Here is a 20,285-nt window from a genome sequence, read left to right on the forward strand (position 1 = left end):
ACCAGCGCCCCCAGGAGGCCCCCGCATGCACGAGACCGGCACATCCGGAACCGCCGCCGTGGTGGCACTCCGAAACGTCGGTCGAGGCCAATCCGGCGCACTGCTCCGGCGACTGGGCGGTTCCGGCCTCCTGGCCCTGCGCCGTGCCCGGGCGCTGCCGCGCGCCCTGATCGAGGCCGTGTTCGAAACCGACGACACGGACCTGCTCTGGGCGTTGGCCGCGAACCCCGGCCTGGGCCACGACACCCTGCTGCGCCTGGCCCGACTCGGCCGCCCCGCCCTGGCCCGCACCCTGTACCGGCCCACGAACCCCGAGCGGCACACGGTCGTGCTCCGGCGCGCCGTCCTCGCCGCCGCCGATCCCGCGGATCCCGACTGGCGCGGGCCGCACGGCTTCGTGCCCTGGCTGCTGACGCAGCATCACGAACGGCTGCTCGAACCGGCGTTGTGGGCCCCCTTCGGCGAACTGGTCGCACACGCCCTGCTCGAACTCGGCCCCGACCTACCCCCGGCCGTGGTCGCCGAACGCCACCGTGCGCTGCGCGCCCTCCTCGACGAATCCGCGTTCGCTCGCTTCCGTCGCGCGGCCGGCGACCTCGACCACGGCGACCTGCTCGACCGCCTCGACGACCCGGCCACCGCCGAGGGCCGCCGACTCTCCTTCGCCACGCACCTGTTACTCCTGCGCATCCGCCGCGCCAAGGGTCCCGTCCCGGTCCCGCCCGACTGGTCCGCCGCGCGCGAGGAACACCTGCGCAAACCCTTCCCCTCGTCGGTGACCGCGGTCCTCGCCCGATGGGCCGACTGCCCCGACGAGATCGTCCGGGACGGCGGCCGATCCGCCCGCCCCACCCTGCGCGCCCGCGCCTTCCGCCTCCCCGCGCCCACTCCGGGGCGAGACTGCGATCACGATCTCGACCACGACGAATGGGAATGGACCCCGCTCCTGCGCCGGGGCCTGCGTCGCGGCCGTTTCACCGCGTCCGCGCTGCTCACCGAGGCCGGACCGGCCGTGGCGGTGCTCTTGGCCCTGCCCGACGAGGACCCCGCCGTCCACGCCTGCGTACGCGAACTCCTCGCCCCCTTGGGCACCGACGCCGACGCGTGGTCCACCGTCCTCGCCGAACTCCCGCGCTTCCCCGGCACCCCGGCCGCCCTCGTCGCGACGGCCCTCGCCGGCTCCGCCCCGAACCGGGCGCACAGCCGCCCCTCCGGCGGCGACCCGGCCCGCATCCTGCTGTTCCGCTGCGCGAGCAGCGCACAACAACACGCGCTGGTATCCCTGCTCGACCCGCCCGCACTGCGCCCCCTGCTGGCCGCCGCCCCGCCCGACCGCGCGCTGCGCGAACGCCTCCGGGCCGTGCACGGGCCCGCCGCGAACCTGATCCTGGCCGGCGTGGCCGAGCAATCCCCGGAGACGGTCGCCGAGTTACTGGATCTCGACGATCCCGCGGTGAACGCCCTGCTGTTTCGCCGCACCCACCTGGACGAGGCGGCGGTGACCCGCCTGCTGTCCGGTGTGGACCGCACGGGCCGCCCGGGCACGGTCCCGCTCGCCTCCGCCCTGCTCGGCTGCCTCGAACGCGACGAAGGGCCCAACCGCCGGCCGGCGGTCGACGTCGCCCCCGCCTCGGACGACCCCCGCGTCGCGCGGATCGTGCTGCACCGGCGCGCCCTCTACACCGACGCCGGTCGGCTGCGCGCGCTGCTCGACCGGTGGCGGGACGCCGGCCCCGACGGCGTGCGCGCCCTGATCGACGAGGCCACCCGCCACGGCCTGGAGGACTCGCGCAACCCCTTCCCGGCCGAGACCGTGAAGCTCGCCCGCGCCGCCCTGGACGACGTCGACGGCCCGGCGCTGCTGTACGCCCGACTGGCCGAGGTAACCACGCCGGCGGCGATCGTCACGGCCCTGCGCGGCCCGGCCCATGCCGCCGACCTCGTCCTCGCCGAGTGCGGGCCACCGCCGTGGGACACGCTGATCGAGACCCTGACTCGCGACACCTGGCCGGATCAGGTCCGGGACGCGGTGGTCGCGCACCCCGACTGCCCGCGCGAACTCCTGCTCGCGCGGCTGGCGTTCGTACCCGACCATCCGCAACATGCGCGCACGTGGGTGTGGGCCGCGCTGGATCGCGGCGCGTTGACCGTCGAGGACATCCTCCGTACGTGCCGCCCGGCCCACGTCGCGTTCGACCTCCTGGCCGGCTCGGCGATCATCGAGGATCCGACCGCCCGCCGACCCGCGCTCGCCCCCTGGCGGCTGCCCGACGAATTACGACCGCATCGCCTCCGGGCCCGCCTCGGCACGGCCCCGGAAGCCTGGACGGTGGCCGTACGACTCCTGCCCGACTTCTCCGGCACGCTGATCGAACTCCTGGACACCGCGGTGGCCATGGCGGCACCCATCAGCCGAGCGACACCCGCCTGCCGAACGCCGCTCAGCCGAGGCGTTTGACGAAGATGTACTCGACACTGCCCGGCGGGTAGTCCGGCACGGTTCCCGCAAGTTCGTAGCCGTGCCCGCGGTAGAAGTCCGGAGCCTGGAAGTCCCACGTCTCCAGTCGCACGTGCCGACACTCGCGCTCGATCGATGCGATCTTCTCGGCTCGCTCCAGGAGTTCCGAACCCAACCCGGCGCCGCGCAGGCGCGCGTCGACCCACAGCAGGTGCACGTGCAGCCAGTAGGCCCAGGTATAGCCGGTCAAGCCGCCGACGAGATCACCGTCGTCGTCGCGCACATAGAGCTGGAGGGGTTCCTCGTTCTCGGCGGAAGTCCCGCGCAGGGCTGCCAGATTCGGTGAGACCGCCGTATTGGATTCGGTGAGCATCCGCCCGAGCCAGGCTTCGCGTTCCGGGTCCACGATTACTTCGAACTGCGCCACCCTCCCACTGTAGCCGGACCCCCGGGCCCCACGACAGCGGCCGATCGGCAGCGACTCCCACCCATGGGAAGCCGCCGCCGAACACCCGGGCTCCGCCGAACAGCCGGACTCCGCCGAACCCGAACCGGCCCGCTCAGTCCCCGTCCACCGCATACCACGCCGCCGTGTCGCCCGGCAGCACGCCATCCCCGGGCAGCTCACCGCTCGCGAGCAACACCGGCCCGTACTCGGGCAGCCGCACCGGCTCCGCGCCCAGGTTCACCGCGCACACCGGCCCGTTCCCGCGCCGGAAGACCAACGTGTCCTCCGGTGACGGCAACCACCGCAGTTCCGCGCCGTCTCCGAGGTCCGGGTGCGCCCGACGGATCGCCAACGCCGACCGGTACAGCGACAGCGTGGACGCGGGGTCGTCCCACTGCGCCTCGACGCTCAACCCGGCCCAGTCACCCGGCTGCGGCAGCCAGGTCGGCGCACTGCCCGGCGCGCCGAATCCGTACGGCGCCCGCCCGCCCGACCACGGCAGTGGCACCCGGCAGCCGTCCCGGCCCCGCTCGGTGTGCCCGGACCGCTCCCACCTCGGGTCCTGCAACACCTCGTCCGGCAGGTCCAACACTTCCGGCAGGCCCAGTTCCTCGCCCTGGTACACATAGACCGAGCCGGGCAGCGCCAGCGTCAACAGCGCGGCGGCCCGGGCCCGGCGCAGCCCCGTCTCCCCGTCGCCGTAGCGCGTGACGTGGCGGTGCACGTCGTGGTTGGACAACACCCAGGTCGCCGGGGCGCCGACACCGGCGGCGCCGGCCAACGACGCGTCGATCACCTCGCGCAGCGCGGGCGCGGCCCAATCGGTGCCCAGGTAGTGGAAGTTGAACGCCTGGTGCAGCTCGTCGGGGCGCACATAGCGCGCGGTGCGCTCCGGGCTCGGTGTCCAGGCCTCGGCGACGGCCATCCGGGCGCCGGGGTATCCGTCGAGGATGCGCCGCCAGCCGCGGTATATCTCGTGCACCCCGTCCTGGTCGAAGAACGGCAGTTCGGCGCTGCCGAGCAGTTCGATTCCGGCGCCGCCGCCGATGTCGGGCAGGCCCTCGGCCTTGACCAGGCCGTGTGCGACGTCGATCCGGAAACCGTCCACGCCCAGGTCCAGCCAAAAGCGCAGCACGTCCTCGAACTCGGTGTGCACCTCGGGGTGTTCCCAGTTCAGGTCGGGCTGCTCGGGCGCGAACAGGTGCAGGTACCACTCGCCGTCCGGCACCCGGGTCCAGGCCCGGCCGCCGAACACCGACTCCCAGTCGTTGGGCGGCAGTTCCCCGTCGGCACCGCGACCGGGACGGAAGTGGTACCGCTCGCGGGCGGCCGATCCGGGGCCGCCGGCCAGCGCCTCGACGAACCAGGCGTGCGCCTCGGAGGTGTGGTTGGGCACCAGGTCGACGATCACCCGCAGGCCGTGCGCGTGCGCGTCGCGCAGCAGCGCGTCGGCGTCCTGGAGGGTGCCGAACAGCGGGTCGACGGCCCGGTAGTCGGCCACGTCGTAGCCGTGGTCGGCCTGTGGGGAGGCGTAGAACGGGGTGAGCCAGACGGCGTCCACGCCCAGTTCGCTCAGATAGCGCAGTCGGCTGCGCACACCGGGCAGATCGCCGATCCCGTCGCCGTTGCCGTCCGCGAAGCTGCGCACGTACACCTGATAGATCACCGAGTCGCGCCACCAGCCGGTGGTCGTACGGGTGTTCGTGGTCGTGACGGTCATCCGAGAGCTTCCTTCGAGGGAGAAGTCGAAACACAACATCGAGCGCCCGCACCGGGTCAGTTCTTCACCGCTCCGGCCGTCAGGCCGCCGACGATGAAACGTTGCAGGAACTGGAACAGCACCAGCACCGGCAGCGCCGCGATCAGCACGCCTGCCGCGAACACGCCCCAGTTGCGGCCCACTCCGTACGAGATGAAGTGGTAGAGCCCGACCGCGAGGGTCTGCTTGTCCGGGTCGTTCAGGACCAGGCTTGCGATCACGAAGTCGTTGAGCGTGGCCACGAAGGACAGCAGCGCGACCACGGCCAACACCGGTGCCACCAGCGGCAGCACGATCCGGAAGAACACCTGGGCGTGCGAGGCCCCGTCGATTCGCGCCGCCTCGTCGAGGTCGCGCGGCACGGTGTCGAAGAAGCCCTTCATCAGGTAGGTGTTCACCCCGAGCGCGCCGCCGAGGTAGATCATCACCAGCCCCAGCCGGCTGCCCAGGCCGATCGCGGGGAAGACGTCGTCGAAGCCGGACAGGAGCAGGAACAGCGCGACGTAGGCGAGCAGTTGCGGGAACATCTGGACCAGGAGCAGTGTGGTCAGCCCGGCCTTGCGCCCCCGGAACCGAAAGCGCGAGAAGGCGTAGCCGGCGCACGCGCCCAGGAACACCGACCCGATCGCGGTGGCCAGCCCGACCGCCATCGAGTTCAGGAACCACTTGCCGAACGGGTGCAGCGGGTCGTCGAACAGTTCCCGGTAGTGCGCGTCGGTGGTGTCCGAGAACAGTTCGTTGGATCCGGTCAAGGTGCCGCTGGGGTTCAGTGACGCGGAGAGCACGAACACCAGGGGGAAGACGGCCACCACGACCGCGAGCACCCCGATCAGGTGCCGCCATCCGGTGCGCGCGAACCAACGGATCATCAGGACTCCTCGAACGCGCGGCTGCGGCGCAGGCCGACGACGGAGATCGCGGCGACCACCACGAAGATCAGGATCGACACGGCGCAGGCCATGCCGTATTGGCGATTGCTGCCGCCGAAGGCGAGTTTGTACACCAGCGAGATCAGCAGGTCGGTGGAGCCGACCTCGATCGGCGCGTCGGGGTCCTTGGGACCGCCGCCGGTGAGCATGTAGATGACGTTGAAGTTGTTGAAGTTGAACGCGAAGGTCGCGATCAGCATCGGGGTGACGGCGGTGAGCAGGAGCGGCAGTTTGATGTGCCGCAGGATCTGTCCGCGTCCCGCGCCGTCGATCCGCGCCGCCTCGGTGACCTCGGCGGGGATCGCCTGGAGCGCGCCGGTACAGATCAGGAACATGTACGGGAAGCTGATCCAGACGTTGACCGCGAGCACGCTGAGCCGGGCCAACCACGGATCGGTGAGCCACGGGATGTGCGCGCCGTCCAGGAGCGAGACGTTGACGTAGCCGTAGTCGGTGTTGAGCAGGCCCTGCCAGACCAGTGCGGCCAGGAACGCCGGGAAGGCGTAGGGCAGCATGATCAGCGAACGGTAGATCCGGTGCCCGCGCAGCCGTTTGCCGTCGAGCACCGCGGCCAGGACCAGTCCGATGGCGAACGGCACCGCGACCGAGATGCCGGCGAAGACGAAGGTCCATACCAGCACGCCGAGGAAGGGTCCGCGGATGTCGCGGTCGGTGAGGATCCTCTCGAAGTTGTCCAGGCCGACGAAGACCTTCCACCCCGGGCTGAGCCTGGTGCCGTCGGCGGCGGCGAAGACGCCGTCGGAGGTGGGTCGATAGACCTTGCCGGTGGCCCGGTCGGTGATGGTGTCGGCGTCGCGGTCGTAGTCGAGCGTGGACCGGTAGGCGGCGGCGCTGATCCCGTCGGCGGTGCGCAGGCTGCCGCTGTTCGGATCCTCGCTCGCGGGCACCCGCAGTTCGCTGATCTCCTTCTGCCGGCTCGCGATCTGCGCATAGCTCAGCGGGTGCCAGCCGGGCGCGGCGACCGCGCGGCCGACGGAGTCGTACACCGGGTCCGCGACGGGCTCCAACGGGTGCCCTGACCACCCGAGGCGTACACCCCGGTCGGGCAGGGTCACCAGCAGGCCGACCCGGTCGCCGCGGGCGACGACCGTGGCCGGGCGTACCGGCGAGTCGGGTACGCGGGTCTCGCTGTGCGCGAGGATCGCCGCGACGGCGTCGGGCTTGTCGCTGTTGTGGCCGTCGCCGTAGTTCGTGAAGGCGGCGAACCCGGTGTAGAACACCACGTACACCTGGTACACGAGCAGCAACGCGACGCCGGGGGCGAGGTACTTGGCCGGCACGTGGCGTTTGCCGGCGTAGATCACGTTGACCGCGACCGTGCCCACGAGCAGGGCGCCGAACATCCCCCATTTGTGCTGCGCGGCCAGTGCGAGGAGCCCGTAGACCGCGAGGGCGTCGACGACGGCGAGCAGGACGATCCGCACGGCGAGGCCGACGAGGCCGCGGCGGGCCGGGGGGTGGCCGGGGTGGGCCGTGGGTCGCCGGCCCGGTGGGGTGTGCGGCGGTTGGGTGGACAGGGTCTGGGTCACGATCTCGGTCTCTCCTCGTCGCTCCGGCTCAGCCGGCGGCGATCTTGGCGCGGATGCGTGCGGCCATCGCGCCGGTCAGCTCCCCCGGATCGCCGTGTCCCTGGATGATGGCCAGTTGGGTCAGGCCCCAGTCGGCCCACACGCTGTCCATCGCGGGCAGGTTCGGCGTCGGCATGCCCGCCTGGGCGGCGCGGGCAAAACCGGCCACCACCGGGTCGTTCTCGACCTGGGCGAGCACGGCGGTGGTCGCCGGGACCCGGCCGCCGGTGTCGTACAGGGCTCGCTGCGCCTGCGGGGTGGAAAGGTAGTTGAGCACGAAATCCTGGGCCAGGATCGGGTTTGCCGACTTGGCGCCGACGAAGAAGCCCTGGACGCCGACGAACGGCCGGGCCGGGGAGCCGTCGGCGCTGGGCACCGGGTCGACCGCGAACGGCACGTGCGCGGCGCGGAAGGTCGCCGCGTCCCAGGGACCGGCGAGCAGGAACGGGGTCTTGCCCTTGAGGAAGGCGTCGGTGGCGATGTCGGCGGTGAGCGAGGTGGAGAGCACGCCGTCCTTGCCCAGGCCGCGCAGCCAGGGGCCGAAGCGCCGGCAACCGGGGCTGTCCAGTTCGAGTTTGGTCTGGTCGTAGGCGCCGTCGGGCTTGGTGCCGAAGACCTGGCAGCCGAACGAGGTCTGCAGCGGGTACAGGTGGTACGGCGATCCGCTCTTGGCGTCGACCGGTACCGCCACCGGCAGTTCGGCGCGGCCCTGCTCGACCAGCCGGCGGCCGGTGGCGAGCAGTTCGTCGAAGGAGGCCGGGGCCTGCGGGGCCAGTTCGGTGTTGCGCAGGAGGGCGATGCTGTCGACGGCGTACGGCAGTCCGTACGTGCGGCCCTCGTAGCGCATCGCCTCCAGCGCGACCGGGGAGAACGCGGCGGCACGGTCGCCGAGTTCGAGCGGTGCGAGCACCCCGTTGTGGACGAGTTTGCCGAGCCAGTCGTGCGGACCGACGACCACGTCGGGGCCCTGGCCGGTGGGGGCCTGGGAGACGAAGTCGTCGCGGATCTCGCCCAGGCCCTTCTGCACGACCTTGACCTTGACGCCCTTGTCCCGGGTGAACGCGGCGGCGATGTCCTGGAGCGGCTTGGCCCGGGCGTCGTCGGCCCAGACGGTCAGCGAGCCGTTGCCGGCCGCCGGGGCCGAGACGGGCGGGGCGGTCTTGTCGTCGCCCTTGTCGCCGCCCCCGCCGGCGCACGCGCTGACGAGCAGCGTGGCGGCGGCGAGCACGGCCGGGAGCAGCAGTCGTGGTCTCACGGGGTCTCCTCGATGGGTGCAATCGCGTCGGTCTCGGGCGCGGGGTCGGCGGCGGGCGCCGCGGGGGTCTGCGCGTTCGGGTCGGTCCACGCGGGGACGTGCACGGTGATCCGGCGGTCGCCGTCGTGGTGGAAGGGGTCGCGGATCGGCGTGCCGTCCTCGGTGAGGCCGTCGCAGCGCCAGCCGCGGCCGACCGCGCCGTTCAGGCCCACCCCGCGCGGCAGCCGCCAGGTGCCGTGGTGGATGCCGGCGGCAACGCGGGTGGTGACCAGGCCGGAGTAGTACACGGTCTCGTCGGCGGGCAGGTCGGCGGCGGTGGTCACGGTGACCTCCAACAGCGCGTCGGCGCCGCCCTCGACCACCTCCAACGTGCCCTCGGCGGTATGGCCGCCGGCCGTCGCGGTCAGCGTGACGGGCCCGGGTCGACCGGGGGTGACCCGGGCCAGGCCGAGCGGGCGCAGCGCGTCGGCGGGGGTCCAGGCGAGCCCGGCGTCCAGCACCGAGTAGGTGCAGCCGTCGGCACGCACGCCCACCGGCGCCACGCTCACGTCGGCCTGTCCGGTGGCCACCGCGGGCCGCTCGGGCATGGTCAGCTCGACCAGCGGCAGGTCGGCGTCGCCGAACAGGTGCAGCAGCGCGCTGCCCACCCGCCGGGCCCAGGCGCTCTCGTGGTGCGGCGCCTGCGGATCCTCGTGGAAGCGCACCTCGCGGTCCGGCGCGTAGCCGAGGTCGGTGACGAGGTGGTCGACCAGGTCGCGGGTGTGTTGCACGGTGATCAGGCCCTCCATGCCGCCGATGTCGATCCAGATCCGCTCCGGGCCGCGCGCGCTCTGCCGGTGGTGCACGGGCGTCTCGGCGAGGGTGATCGGGTCGACGAAGACCAGGAACGGCGAGAGCACTCCGGCCAGGCCGAACACGTCGGGGCGGCGAAACGCCAGGTGGTAGCTGACCAGGCCGCCCATCGAGGAGCCGAGTACGGCGGTGTGCGCCGGGTCGTCGGTGATCGGGTACCGGGCCGCGATCAGCGGGCGCAACTCCTCGATCAGGAAACGCTCGTACAGCTCGCCCCGGGACAACGCGCGCGGGTCGCGCGGGTACGGCACGTAGTGGCTGTACTCGGCGCCGCGGTCGTCGCGTCCGTTGTCCACGGCCACCGCGATCAGCGGCGGCAGCAGGCCGGCGGCGATCAGCCGGTCCAGACTCTCCTCGACCCGCCAGCTGGGTTCGAGGCCGGTGCGGGCGAACACGTGTTGCCCGTCGTGCAGCCACACCACGGGGTACGGTCCGGCCTGCCGGTCGTAGCCGGGCGGCAGGTACACGTGGACGTCGCGCACGTTGTCCAGGTGCGTCGAGCGTACGTTCGACAAGGTCTCGATCACGCCGCCGGTGTTCGCGGGCAGGGACATGCGGGGCGACTCTCCCGGGGTGGGTGCGGGGGCGGTGGGCTCGGTGCGGGTCACGGGCGTTCCACCCGCCAGACGTGGAAGGCCGGTCCGTCGGCGGGCATCGGCTCGCCGGGGCGCAGGTCGGGTCCGCCGGTCAGGCTGTGCGCGGCGACCGGCGCGGCGACCGGGGCGTGCGAGGCGCGGTCGACCTGGACGAGCAGCGTCTCCTCGGGCAACCATCGCTCGAACAGCACGGTGTCGGCCTCGCAGCGCAGCCAACGCAGGCCACCCTCGCGCAGCGCCCGGTGTCCGCGCCGCAGCGCGATCAGGTCGCGGTAGACGCGGTGGGTGTCGTGGTCCCAGCGCGCGGGGTCCCACGGGAACGGCCGGCGGCCGTCCTCCAGGTGCACCCCTTCCACGCCGACCTCGTCGCCGGCGAACACCATCGGCAGGCCCGGCAGGGTGAACAGCAGGGCGGCGCCCAAGTGTTGGCGTTCGCGCCCGGCCATCGAGCGGAACCGCTGGGTGTCGTGCGAGTCGAGCAGGGTCAGGTTGTGGGTGTACGAGCGCCAGGGCAGCAGGGCGGCGAAGTCCCGCATGACGGCCGCCAGTTCGGCGCCGCCGTAGTCCGGGATCGGCCCGGGCACCCCCCAGAACTCGGTGAGCGGCGCGTCGGCGAGCCACCCCCAGACCGGTCGGGTGAAGCCGGCGTAGGCCATCGTGCCCTGCCAGCCGTCGCCGCGCAGGGACGCGGACGCGTCGTGCTGGTGCTCGGCCAGGAGCAGCGTGTCCGGCGCGGCGGCGTTCAGCGTGGCGCGGGTGGCGCGGGCCACCTCGGCGTTGCGGTCCTGGGTGCCGTAGCGGCCGGCCGACTGGGCGACGTCGATCCGCCAGCCGTCGAGCCCGAAGTCGCGCGGATACCGCGCCACCACCGAGCCCGCGCCTTCGTACAACCGCGCCCGCAACTCGGCGGAGGCGTGGTCGAACTTCGGCAGCGTGTCCACACCGCAGAACGAGGCGTAGCGGCCTCGATCCGCGCCGTCGAAGTAGTAGAAACCCGCCTCGGCGGAGTCCGGTTCGGCCTGTCCGCGCCGGAACCATTCGTGCCCGTCCCCGGAGTGATTGAGCGTCAGGTCGCCGATCACCCGCATGCCGCGCCGGTGCGCCTCGGCGGTCAGCGCCCGCAGCGCCTCGTCGCCGCCGAGCAGCGGGTCGACCCGGTCGAAGGTGGTCGCGTCGTAGCGGTGGTTGGAGCGGGCCGGGAAGAACGGGGTGAGGTAGAGGACGTTCGCGCCCAGTCCCCGGATGTGGTCGAGCCGGTCGAGCACGCCCCACAGGTCGCCGCCGTAGATCTGCTGCAGCGCGCCCGGGGTGCCCCACGGGACGGGATCGTCCCAGTCGGCCGGAGTGGCCCAGTCCGGGAGCGTGTCGCTCTGCCGGGCGGAGCGGGCGAAGCGGTCCGGGAAGATCTGGTACACGATCGCGTCGGCGGCCCAGGCGGGCGGCGCCGGGTGGGTGGTGAGGGTGAAGTCGCCGGTGTCGGGCACATCGCGCGAGGCGATGCCGGCGCCGGTCAGCCAGCGGTTGCCGGTGGGGGTGTCGAGCAGAAAGCGGTAGCCGAACTCGGTGCTGCCGACCTCGACCTCGACCCGCCACCAGGTCTCGTCGCCGGCCACCCGATCCACCCGCGCCTCGGTGAACACCGGTTCGCCGTCGAGCTTGGTGCGCACGTGTACCCGCTTGGCGCCGGCGTCGGTGCGGGCACGCACAAACAGCTCGACTCGCTCGCCCGGTTGCGGCGACGGGTTGCTCACGTAGCCCGGCGAACCGTCGTGATGTGCCACTGTGTTACAGAGTGTTTCCGGTGGGTGCATGGTGTTTGCGACTCCGAAACATGCCGTTCATCAGGTCGAATGCCGAGGAGCGTAAAAGCTCGGCGTTGACCACTGCAACACCCTGCAACATGTTTCAAAGATTTTGTTGCAACGGAGAAACACGTTTCGCTAGCGTGTGCGTGTCCTCCGTGCGCCGTATCCGCCCAAGAGAGGTGACCATCGCGTGACACCAGACCGCCCATCGGTCCGCAGGATCGCCGACCGGATCGGGGTGAGCGCGGCGACCGTCAGCCGGGTCCTCAACGACAAGCCCGGGGTCGCCGAACACACCAGGACCCGAGTCCTGGCGGCGATCCGCGAGCAGGGCATGGTCGCGCCGGCCCCGGTCGGCCAACCCTTCGTCGGCATCATCGTGCCGGAGCTGGAGAACCCCGCCTTCGCCCTGCTGGCCGGCGCGGTGGAGGCGCGGCTGAGCCAGTACGGGGTGACCGCGCTGATCGGCAGCTCCACGAAGCACGGACCGACCGAGCTGGACTACATCGAAACTCTGTTGAGGCGTGGCATCGAGGGGCTGGTCCTGGTCTCCGGACGACACGCCAACCCCGAGGCCGACCACGGCTTCTACTGGCACCTGCACGGGAAGCACGTGGCGATGGTGCTGGTCAACGGCGGCGTACCGGGCCTGCCGGTGTCCACGGTCACCACCGACGAGGCGGCCGGCGCCGCGATGGCGGTGGCGCACCTGCACAGCCTGGGGCACACCCGGATCGCGCTGGCCGGCGGCGAGGAGTTCTACCGCCCCTCCCGCCACCGCCTGGCCGGCTACCGCGCGGCGATGACCGCGACGTTCGGCGGCTGCGACGACGCGCTCTACGTGGAGTCCACGTACTCGATCACCGGCGGCCAAGCCGCGGCCCGCCGCCTCCTGGACGCCGGCGCCACGGCGATCATCACCGGCAGCGACCTGATGGCCCTCGGCGCAATCTCCGCCGCCCGCGAATCCGGCCGCCACGTCCCGACCGACATCTCGGTGGTCGGCTACGACGACTCATACCTGGCCGCCCACAGCGACCCCCCACTGAGCACGATCCAACAACCCATAGAACAAATGTCCACAGCAATCGCCACGGCAATGTGGCAACAACTCCAGGGCTACCACGCCCCCCACGTAGACCACCGCTTCGCCCCCCGCCTGGTAGCCAGAGCCTCCACAGGAGCACCCCCACAGACCCCACCCCCTAAAACCCGACCCCTGGCATCCAACACATGAGCACCCCGAACCGAAGGCCACCACCAACCCGCAGCCCTCGAACAATCAGCCCGTGCGGCGCTTGAGGACCCCGGACCGGAGGCCACCACTCAAACCGCAGCCCCGGCACTGGGGACACCCAAACCAAACCAGCCCGTCCGGCGCCTGAGGACACCGGGCCGGAGGCCAAACCACAGCCCCCGACACCCGGAGCACGCAAACAATCAGCCCGTCCGGCGCTTGAGGACACCCGGCCGGAGGCCAAACCACAGCCCCCGGCACTGGGAACACCCAACCCAAACCAGCCCGTCCGGCGCCTGAGGACACCCGGCCGGAGGCCAAACCGCGGCCCCCGGCGCCGGGGCCACCAAACTCCCAGCCCGTCCGGCGCTTGAGGACAACCGAAGCCGGGCCCAGCGACCACCGTGTGCGCGCGACCTCAGCCGCCCCGAACCCGGCCCAGCGACTGCAACATGTAGCGCTCCCGGTCATACGGATCCACCCCCACACGCTCCCGCGTCGGAACCGCCTGCCCCCCGAACGGCCGATACCCCTCGAACTCGCTGACCAGGACCCCCTCCCCCCGCGTCAGCCCCGGCAACCGCCCCGTAACCCCATGCACCATCGCCGCCGGAAGGCTCCCCCGCACCAGGAACCGATCCCCCCGCGCCACCTGCTCCTCCGGCACCCCCCGCACCGCGGAGAGCGCCGACAACACCACACCCAGGCAGTCCGCCGGAGTCTCCACCTCGAACCGATGCGTCGGCTCGAACACCCGCGTCCCGGCCCGCCGCAACGCATCGGCCACCACCAGCGGCGTCACACTCCGGAAGTCCCCCGCCGCACTCACCGGACTGAAATACCCCGTACGGGTCAACGTCACCGTGCAGTCCAGCACTTCCCACCCGTACAACCCCTGCCGCAACGTCCGACGCGCACTCTCCTCGATCGCCCGATGGAACGCGAGCGGCAGCGCCCCCAACTCGACCCCCAACCGCAGCGCGATCCCACTCCCCGGCGCCGCCGGCTCGACCCGCACACCGACCGTGGCCCAGAAGTACGTAGGCCCGTCCGCGTCCATCTCCTCCACGGCCTCACCCACCCCCACCGGGCGCTCGAAGTACAGCGGCCGCGACTCGGCGAACGCCACCCGCAGACCGAACTCCTCGGCCAGCGTCGCCCCGATCACCTCCTTCTGCACCTCGCCGTACAGGCGCACCGAGATCGCCCCCGACGACTCGTCGCCCCGCACGTCGATCATCGGGTCCTCCTCGGCCATCCGCTGCAACGCGGCGTACAGCGCGGGCCGTTCGCCCGGATGCCCGGGCGTGACCTCGGATTCCAACGTCGGCGGCGCGAACAGTCCGGTCCGAGGCAGCCCCTCCGCCGACCCCAGTTGATCGCCGACCCGCGCCTGCGCCAGCCCCCGCACCTTGGCGATGGTGCCCGCCGTCGCATCCGCGTCCCGCACCGCCGTACCACGATCGAAGACCTGCACCCCGGAGGCCCGCACGGTCGTCTCGACCACACCGCCCCCGTGTTCGCGCCGAAACAGCGCGACCGAGTCCCGCGCCCGAAGCACCCCGCTCCAGGTCCGCACGTACGCGATCTTCTCCCCCGCGCGCCCCCGCTCGATCTTCAACACGACTGCCCTCAAAGGCTCTTGCCCCGCCGCCGTCTCGACGCGCGGCAACCACGCGGCGATTCCCCGCACCAGGTGCTCGACCCCCTCCCCGTTCAGGGCCGAGCCGAAGAAGACCGGGTACACCCGCGCCTCCCGTACCTGGCGCCGCAGTTCGCGCGTGTAGTCCGCCGCCGTAACCACGAGCCGGTCGTCCAGATACGCGTCCACGAACGACTCGCCGTGGTCGGCGAACGCCTCCGCGAGCCGTTCCGCGAACCCAGGGTCGCCCACGTCGAACGGCGCGAATCGCGCGTCCGCGGTACCGATCCCGGCCACCGATCCCATCGCGACGCACCCGGGCCCCAGTTCGGCAGCCAGCGCGTCCAGTACCTCCCGGTAGCGCGCGCCCATCCGGTCGATCTTGTTCACGAACACCAGGACCGGGATCCGCAATCGGGCAAGCGAACGCATCAGCACCCGGGTTCGGGCCTGCACGCCCTCCACCGCGGACACCACCAACACGGCGCCGTCGAGTACGCGCAGCGCCCGCTCCACCTCCGCAACGAAGTCGGAGTGGCCGGGGGTGTCGATGACATTGACCTGGAGGTCGTCCACCCGAAACGCCACCACGGCGGAACGAATGGTGATCCCACGCCGACGCTCCAAGTCGAGCGAATCGGTCTGGGTACTGCCGGCATCGACACTGCCGACCCGGGAGATCACTCCCGCGTCGAACAGCAGACGCTCGGTCAGGCTGGTCTTCCCCGCGTCAACATGCGCGAGAATCCCGATGTTCAGATGGTTCATGACGGCCAGAGGCTCCTGCGGCTGCACTGATGGGAAGAATTCCGTAGAGACCGCTGAACCCTCGGCGCATGACGTTCCTCTCCGAACGAACTCATCCCATGTGACACAGTGCGTCTGGCACCCTAACACCGCCCCGACGCACGTCCGCGCTCTTTTCCCGGCGCCCGCCCACCGCCCGCGACCGCTACTCCGGCGGCAGCTCACCCTGCACGATGCGGGCGATCAGCGCCCGGCGACTGGACACCCCGGCCTTGGTGAAGACGGCCTTCAGGTGGTCCTGGACCGTGTACGGGGTCATCGCCAGGACCCGGGCGATCTCCCGCGTGTCACAACCGCGAATCGCCTGCAATGCCACCTCCTGCTCGCGCCCGGTCAACCCGAACGCCGCCAGGTACAGCGGCATCGTCTCGGCCGGTGACGCGGGCGAGGCCACCACCCCGACATGCCCGTCGGCGAAACCGTCGACCAGCGAGGCATGCAACACGAACCACCGCCCGTCCCCGGTACGCACCCGAATCGGCACCTGCGCGGCGAGCACCCCGGACGCGGCCCGTCGCGCATGCTCGGACACCATCGCGAAGGCGGTGGGCACGGACAGTGAGGCCGACGAGTCGTCGGCGAGGTCGGCGAGCAGCCGCTGGGCCCGCTGATCCGCCGCGACCAGGCCGTTCGAGGGACCGAGGATCATCATCGCGGGCGCCTGGTCCGCCGGGAGCGCCCACGTCGGGGCGGCATGGCAGGCCCGCAGCGCGTTGCCGATGTGCCGCGCGGCGACATCCGCCAAGTCCCGCTGGCGGCCCAGAAAGGGGCCGTGCTCCCGGCCCCGCATGAACGCGGCACACCCCCACCGGCCGCCCTGCGTGTCGAAGACCATGCGCAATTCGTCACCGAACCCGGACGGGGCGAGCTGTTCGCGAAATCTCATCGCCCGTTCGGGCTGCCCCCGCGTCGCCCGACTCAACGTCTCGGCCCGGACCCCACTGCGCCGGATCGCGGCGAAGGAGGCGATGTCCTCGTGCCACACCTCCATCCGCACCGCCTCGCGAAACCCCGCCATGCTCAGGTCGTTGCTCACCACGGAGGTGACGAGTCCGGTGGTGGGGTCCGCGGTGTGCCAACAGACCGCGTCGTACCCGAGCACATTCCGCAGCAACTCGTCGGCCCGCGCGAACACTTCGGCGGCGGATCGACCCGGTGCGGCCAACTCCCGTAAACCATCGATGACTTGCTTCGCAGTACTCGATGCCATGGCGGGAACGTAACACGCTGGAACCGACCCTGTCCGCAGTGCGACGATCGGGATTGCGGTGGAACCGACCGCCGATCGACGCTTTCGCTCCTGTTCCACGAATCGTGTCGCGTGCGAGGATCGGGGTGATCGGAAAGGGGTCCCCGATGGCACGGGAACACGAGAACGGCACACGTGTGCCGGTACGGGTGCGGACGGTCGACGTGGACACCGGCGCCGTGCCGGTCTTCCTCACCATGCTCGACAGCGCGGTGGCCTGGCTGACCGCCGCCGGCCGCCCCGGCCAATGGGGCACCGAACCGTGGTCCACCCGCCCGGGGGGCGAGGCGCGCGTCGAGTCGGTGATCCGCCACGGGCACGCCCGCCTGGCCGAGATCGACGGTGTCCCGGCGGGTGGTTGTGTCTTCTCCGACACGCCCTCCGCGTACATCGACCCGGTCGACGAACCCGAGTTGTTCATCAACCTCCTCGTCACCGACCGCCGCTTCGTCGGCGCGGGCGTCGGCGCCGCCCTGATCGCGGACGCCCGCCGAGAGGCGGCGAGCCGCGGCGTCGACCTGATCCGCGTCGACTGCTACGGAGGCGACGACGGCGCTCTGGTCCGCCAATACCAAAGCCTGGGCTTCACCCCGGTCACCCCCTTCACCGTCGAGCGCCCCGACCAACCCGAGTGGCCCGGCCAGTTGCTGGCCATGCGACTGAAGTCCGGCTGATCCGCCGCGCCGGCCGGTCACCCGGCATCATGAACGCATGATCACCATTCACCTCAAGTACGAGATCGACGCCGACAAGCTCGCCGACTTCGAGGAGTACGGCCGTCGCTGGATCCACCTCGTCAACCGCTTCGGCGGCACCCACCACGGCTACTTCCTGCCGAGCGAGGGCGACAGCGACATCGCCTACGCCCTCTTCTCGTTCCCCGGGTTCGCCGCCTACGAGCAGTACCGCATCGACAGCGCGACCGACCCGGAATGCCAAGCCGCGATCGAACTCGCCCGCACCACGGGCTGCATCAAGCGCTACGAACGCCGCTTCCTACGCCCCCTGGACACCAACCCGCAGCCGTAGACCCCAGGCCCGCGACCGCCTCCACATGACGCCCCATCGCCCGCCTCGTAGGTCCGTCCCCTGCCGCCCCGGCCCAATCCGTCGTCACCGAGCGGGGTGGCGGGGAGTCCTCGTCGTCGAGCAACGGCAGGCGCCAGACGACGCGGCCGTCCCGGGCGCCCACCGCGGCGAGTTCGCGGGTGTCCTGGACGAACGCGGTGTCCCCGGAGCCGACCACGGCGGCCGTGAACGCCCCGTCCACCGCCCGTGCGGCGGCGATCTCGTGGGCGAATCGTTCCCGGTACCCGGGAAGTTCGGCGCGCGCGGGAACCGAGCATCATGTCCGCCCTGCAGTGCCCCGCAAGCTGCTTTTCGAAGTAGTCGATGAGCGCCGGGTCCACTCGACCTCGCACCGTGCTGGGCACCGCGACGCTGGAGAGGGCGACCGCGGTACCGCTGTCGACCAAGTCACCGAGCTGCGCGACCGCTTCGACCGGTGGCTGGACAGCGAGGGCATCCGTGCAGCGCTCGCGCGCCGGTGGCGGCGACCTGCAACCGGTTCACTCGCGGCTCTGGGTGCTCAGCACTGGGCTATCAGGCGGGTTTGGGTGAAGTTTCGGGTGGTGAGGTCTTCGGGGTGGATCAGCCAGTACAAGGTTCCCGCGTCGCCCCATTCCATGTCCGCGTCCTCGTCGCTGTCGAACTGGGCGAGGAGGACCCAGCGTGTGGCCTCCGCGTCCAACTGCGCGTCGCCCCAGGGGCGGTCGATGCCGAGTTCCGCGTTGGCGGCCTCGTATTCCACCGGGCCCTGGATCGGCACGGCGTGGCCGCCGATCCGATGGCCGATGCGGCCGTTGAGCTTCGCGAAGGCGCGGCGGAACGGCCGCAGCGCGAGCGGGATTTCGCGAGGTTCGGGCCACGGGTCGCCGGTGCCGAGCAGGGCCTTCCGCGCCTGCGGCAGCCAGAGATCGGGGGCACTTTGCTCGACCTCCGCCGCCAATTCCACCCGCGGGTACGGTGCCGGCCCGCGGGGCACGTCCGCCGGGAGGAGCGGCGTGCCCTCCGGGACGTACAACACTCGGAATCCGGCCCACGTCGCGGGATCGTAAATGGAGACGAACGCCGGCTCGGCATCGCCGGCACTCTCGAATCGGCCGTCGAAGTAGAAGAACAGCAGCGTCCCGTCGGGCGGAAAGCCGGGAGCCCGCCCGGCCGCCGGCAGCGCCGCACACCGCACCGAGGCTATGAACGACAACGGCCCGACCCCCGGCCAGTCGGGCCAATCGACCCCGCTCGGCAACTCCGGCGCGCCGCCGAGGACCGCGACGACCTGCTCGTCGGCACCGGCTCGGCGCAGCCGAACACAGGGACGCAGCAACGCGATCCACCGTTCGGCAAGTTCGGGGGGCAGGTGCTCGGCGGCCGTCCGGGAGTGGCGCTCATCGGTCATGTCGACCATGATCCCGCCCGCCCCCGACATCTCGGCCGCAGGCCGGTTCCGGAGCCAACCGAGCGGCCGCGCCCGGTCCCATGGATCACCCGTGTCCCAGGCGAGGCGCAGGGGTGACCTGCAGCAGGCCGGCGAGTCCGTGGGAGCCCGGTCGACCGGCCACTCCGGGGCCGGACGGGCCGGTACGCCGGTCGGCGTGTCTGGGGCGGCCCGCGCACCGTCGCATCATCGAGCGCCCGCCCGGCCGCCCACAACGCCCCCGATCCCCGCCGCGCCGGCGCACCATGAGCCGTGCATGGGCCGGAGATCGGCGGTACCCACGGCTGCTTCGGCCCCCGGTCGTCGTCCCTGCGGTATTCGGCGAGCAGCGCGACGGTCCACGACACCATGGGCGCCCAGGATGGCGACACCGCGTCTGATATGCCATGGCCCGGGGCCGCCATCCCTCGCGGGACGGCGACCCCGGGCGGTCGTACCGAAGTGCCCGAGCCCTGTCGGCCGTGGTCCTACCGGCCGAAGTCCTTGCCGACCACCAGCGGCCGACCGGCCGTGTCGGCGGACGCGAGGTCGCGCCCGGCCTCGACGCGCCCGTCCACGGTGTACTGGTAACAGGGGAACCGAATGCACACCACGGAGCGACTCACGCCGTGGAGCACGTCGAAGCCGGTGCGGTTCGCGATCGACAGAACCGGCTCCTGGATCGTGTATCCGGCGTCACTGCGCTCCTCGATCGCCCGCGCCGAGATGACCGTGCGCGTTCCCGTAAGGCTCTCTCCGCTGTAGACGCAGAGGTTCCCCGTCGGGCAGGAGGTGTCGGGAGCAGCGGCGTCGGCCCGTGCGGTGGGCGCGAAGACGAGCGCGCCCATGAGGGTGCCGGCAACCACGCCGGACGCCACGGTGGCGAGTGAGCGGAACATCGAAGTGTCCTCATTCCTTGTTGTGCGTTCTACCTGGCTGAGTTCGTACCGATCTCGTCGAGCCGCAGCCTCCGCCGCCGCCCCGGGGAGCCGTGCGGTTGGTTGGCCCGGCTTCGACGCAGGCCACATTTCCGTATCGACAGCGGTGCGTGAAACCCCATTTACGGACAGTGGCGACACGCTCTGTTTCGGCCTCGTTACCGAAAGTGGACAATGCTCTCGACGATCATGTGACCGGTCGACTACACCCGGTGAAATCCCGGAAAACAGCCGAGCGAGCCGAA

General features: G+C 71.6%; 15 protein-coding genes. 4 read left to right on the forward strand and 11 right to left on the reverse strand.

What is annotated here, in order from left to right; all coding sequences use genetic code 11:
* Positions 1-25 precede the first annotated feature (25 nt).
* A complete protein-coding gene (locus ACFXKZ_RS21900) occupies positions 26-2,458 on the forward strand; it encodes a hypothetical protein (RefSeq protein WP_380002585.1) in 2,433 nt (810 codons plus the stop codon).
* Here ACFXKZ_RS21900 and ACFXKZ_RS21905 read toward each other — a convergent pair.
* From ACFXKZ_RS21905 to ACFXKZ_RS21935, 7 genes are all read right to left on the reverse strand, one after another.
* Positions 2,442-2,885, reverse strand: coding sequence for a GNAT family N-acetyltransferase (locus ACFXKZ_RS21905; protein WP_380002586.1), 444 nt, complete (start codon positions 2,883-2,885; stop codon positions 2,442-2,444). The two genes, ACFXKZ_RS21900 and ACFXKZ_RS21905, sit on opposite strands and share 17 nt — an antisense overlap.
* A 133-nt stretch (positions 2,886-3,018) precedes the next feature.
* Positions 3,019-4,626: a glycoside hydrolase family 13 protein gene (locus ACFXKZ_RS21910; RefSeq protein WP_380002587.1), complete on the reverse strand. Its 1,608-nt coding sequence runs from the start codon at positions 4,624-4,626 to the stop codon at positions 3,019-3,021.
* A gap of 56 nt (positions 4,627-4,682) precedes the next feature.
* A complete protein-coding gene (locus ACFXKZ_RS21915; RefSeq protein ID WP_380002588.1) occupies positions 4,683-5,534 on the reverse strand; it encodes a sugar ABC transporter permease in 852 nt (283 codons plus the stop codon).
* On the reverse strand, positions 5,534-7,144 hold the full coding sequence (locus tag ACFXKZ_RS21920; protein WP_380002589.1) for an ABC transporter permease subunit: 1,611 nt from the start codon (positions 7,142-7,144) through the stop codon (positions 5,534-5,536). The genes ACFXKZ_RS21915 and ACFXKZ_RS21920 overlap by 1 nt, the downstream gene beginning before the upstream one ends.
* Before the next feature lie 28 nt (positions 7,145-7,172).
* Positions 7,173-8,438 (reverse strand): extracellular solute-binding protein, encoded by a 1,266-nt coding sequence (locus ACFXKZ_RS21925; protein ID WP_380002590.1) that lies wholly within the window; start codon positions 8,436-8,438, stop codon positions 7,173-7,175.
* Positions 8,435-9,898, reverse strand: coding sequence for an alpha/beta hydrolase (locus ACFXKZ_RS21930; RefSeq protein ID WP_380002591.1), 1,464 nt, complete (start codon positions 9,896-9,898; stop codon positions 8,435-8,437). Before ACFXKZ_RS21930 ends, ACFXKZ_RS21925 begins: the two co-directional genes overlap by 4 nt.
* Positions 9,895-11,667 (reverse strand): glycoside hydrolase family 13 protein, encoded by a 1,773-nt coding sequence (locus tag ACFXKZ_RS21935; protein WP_380002592.1) that lies wholly within the window; start codon positions 11,665-11,667, stop codon positions 9,895-9,897. Before ACFXKZ_RS21935 ends, ACFXKZ_RS21930 begins: the two co-directional genes overlap by 4 nt.
* A 214-nt stretch (positions 11,668-11,881) precedes the next feature.
* On the opposite strand from ACFXKZ_RS21935, the gene ACFXKZ_RS21940 reads away from it, so the two are divergent.
* Positions 11,882-12,928: a LacI family DNA-binding transcriptional regulator gene (locus ACFXKZ_RS21940; RefSeq protein WP_380002593.1), complete on the forward strand. Its 1,047-nt coding sequence runs from the start codon at positions 11,882-11,884 to the stop codon at positions 12,926-12,928.
* A gap of 418 nt (positions 12,929-13,346) precedes the next feature.
* On the opposite strand, the gene ACFXKZ_RS21945 is transcribed toward ACFXKZ_RS21940, so the two are convergent.
* Positions 13,347-15,338, reverse strand: a complete 1,992-nt coding sequence (locus ACFXKZ_RS21945) for a GTP-binding protein (RefSeq protein ID WP_380002594.1) — start codon at positions 15,336-15,338, stop codon at positions 13,347-13,349.
* Between the two features lie 184 nt (positions 15,339-15,522).
* Positions 15,523-16,587 (reverse strand): LuxR C-terminal-related transcriptional regulator, encoded by a 1,065-nt coding sequence (locus ACFXKZ_RS21950; protein WP_380002595.1) that lies wholly within the window; start codon positions 16,585-16,587, stop codon positions 15,523-15,525.
* Between the two features lie 146 nt (positions 16,588-16,733).
* Between ACFXKZ_RS21950 and ACFXKZ_RS21955 the strand changes: the two genes are divergently transcribed.
* Both ACFXKZ_RS21955 and ACFXKZ_RS21960 read left to right on the forward strand, forming a co-directional pair.
* Positions 16,734-17,300 (forward strand): GNAT family N-acetyltransferase, encoded by a 567-nt coding sequence (locus ACFXKZ_RS21955; protein ID WP_380002596.1) that lies wholly within the window; start codon positions 16,734-16,736, stop codon positions 17,298-17,300.
* Positions 17,301-17,337: 37 nt separating this feature from the next.
* Complete coding sequence (locus ACFXKZ_RS21960; protein WP_380002597.1) at positions 17,338-17,655, forward strand: NIPSNAP family protein; 318 nt, start codon at positions 17,338-17,340, stop codon at positions 17,653-17,655.
* Positions 17,656-18,214: 559 nt separating this feature from the next.
* Here ACFXKZ_RS21960 and ACFXKZ_RS21965 read toward each other — a convergent pair.
* Both ACFXKZ_RS21965 and ACFXKZ_RS21970 read right to left on the reverse strand, forming a co-directional pair.
* Complete coding sequence (locus tag ACFXKZ_RS21965) at positions 18,215-19,084, reverse strand: YwqG family protein (protein WP_380002598.1); 870 nt, start codon at positions 19,082-19,084, stop codon at positions 18,215-18,217.
* Positions 19,085-19,590: 506 nt separating this feature from the next.
* Positions 19,591-20,001: a peptidase inhibitor family I36 protein gene (locus tag ACFXKZ_RS21970; RefSeq protein ID WP_380002599.1), complete on the reverse strand. Its 411-nt coding sequence runs from the start codon at positions 19,999-20,001 to the stop codon at positions 19,591-19,593.
* Between the last annotated feature and the right edge of the window lie 284 nt (positions 20,002-20,285).

This window comes from Embleya sp. NPDC059237 (assembly GCF_042754105.1).
Lineage (GTDB): Bacteria > Actinomycetota > Actinomycetes > Streptomycetales > Streptomycetaceae > Embleya.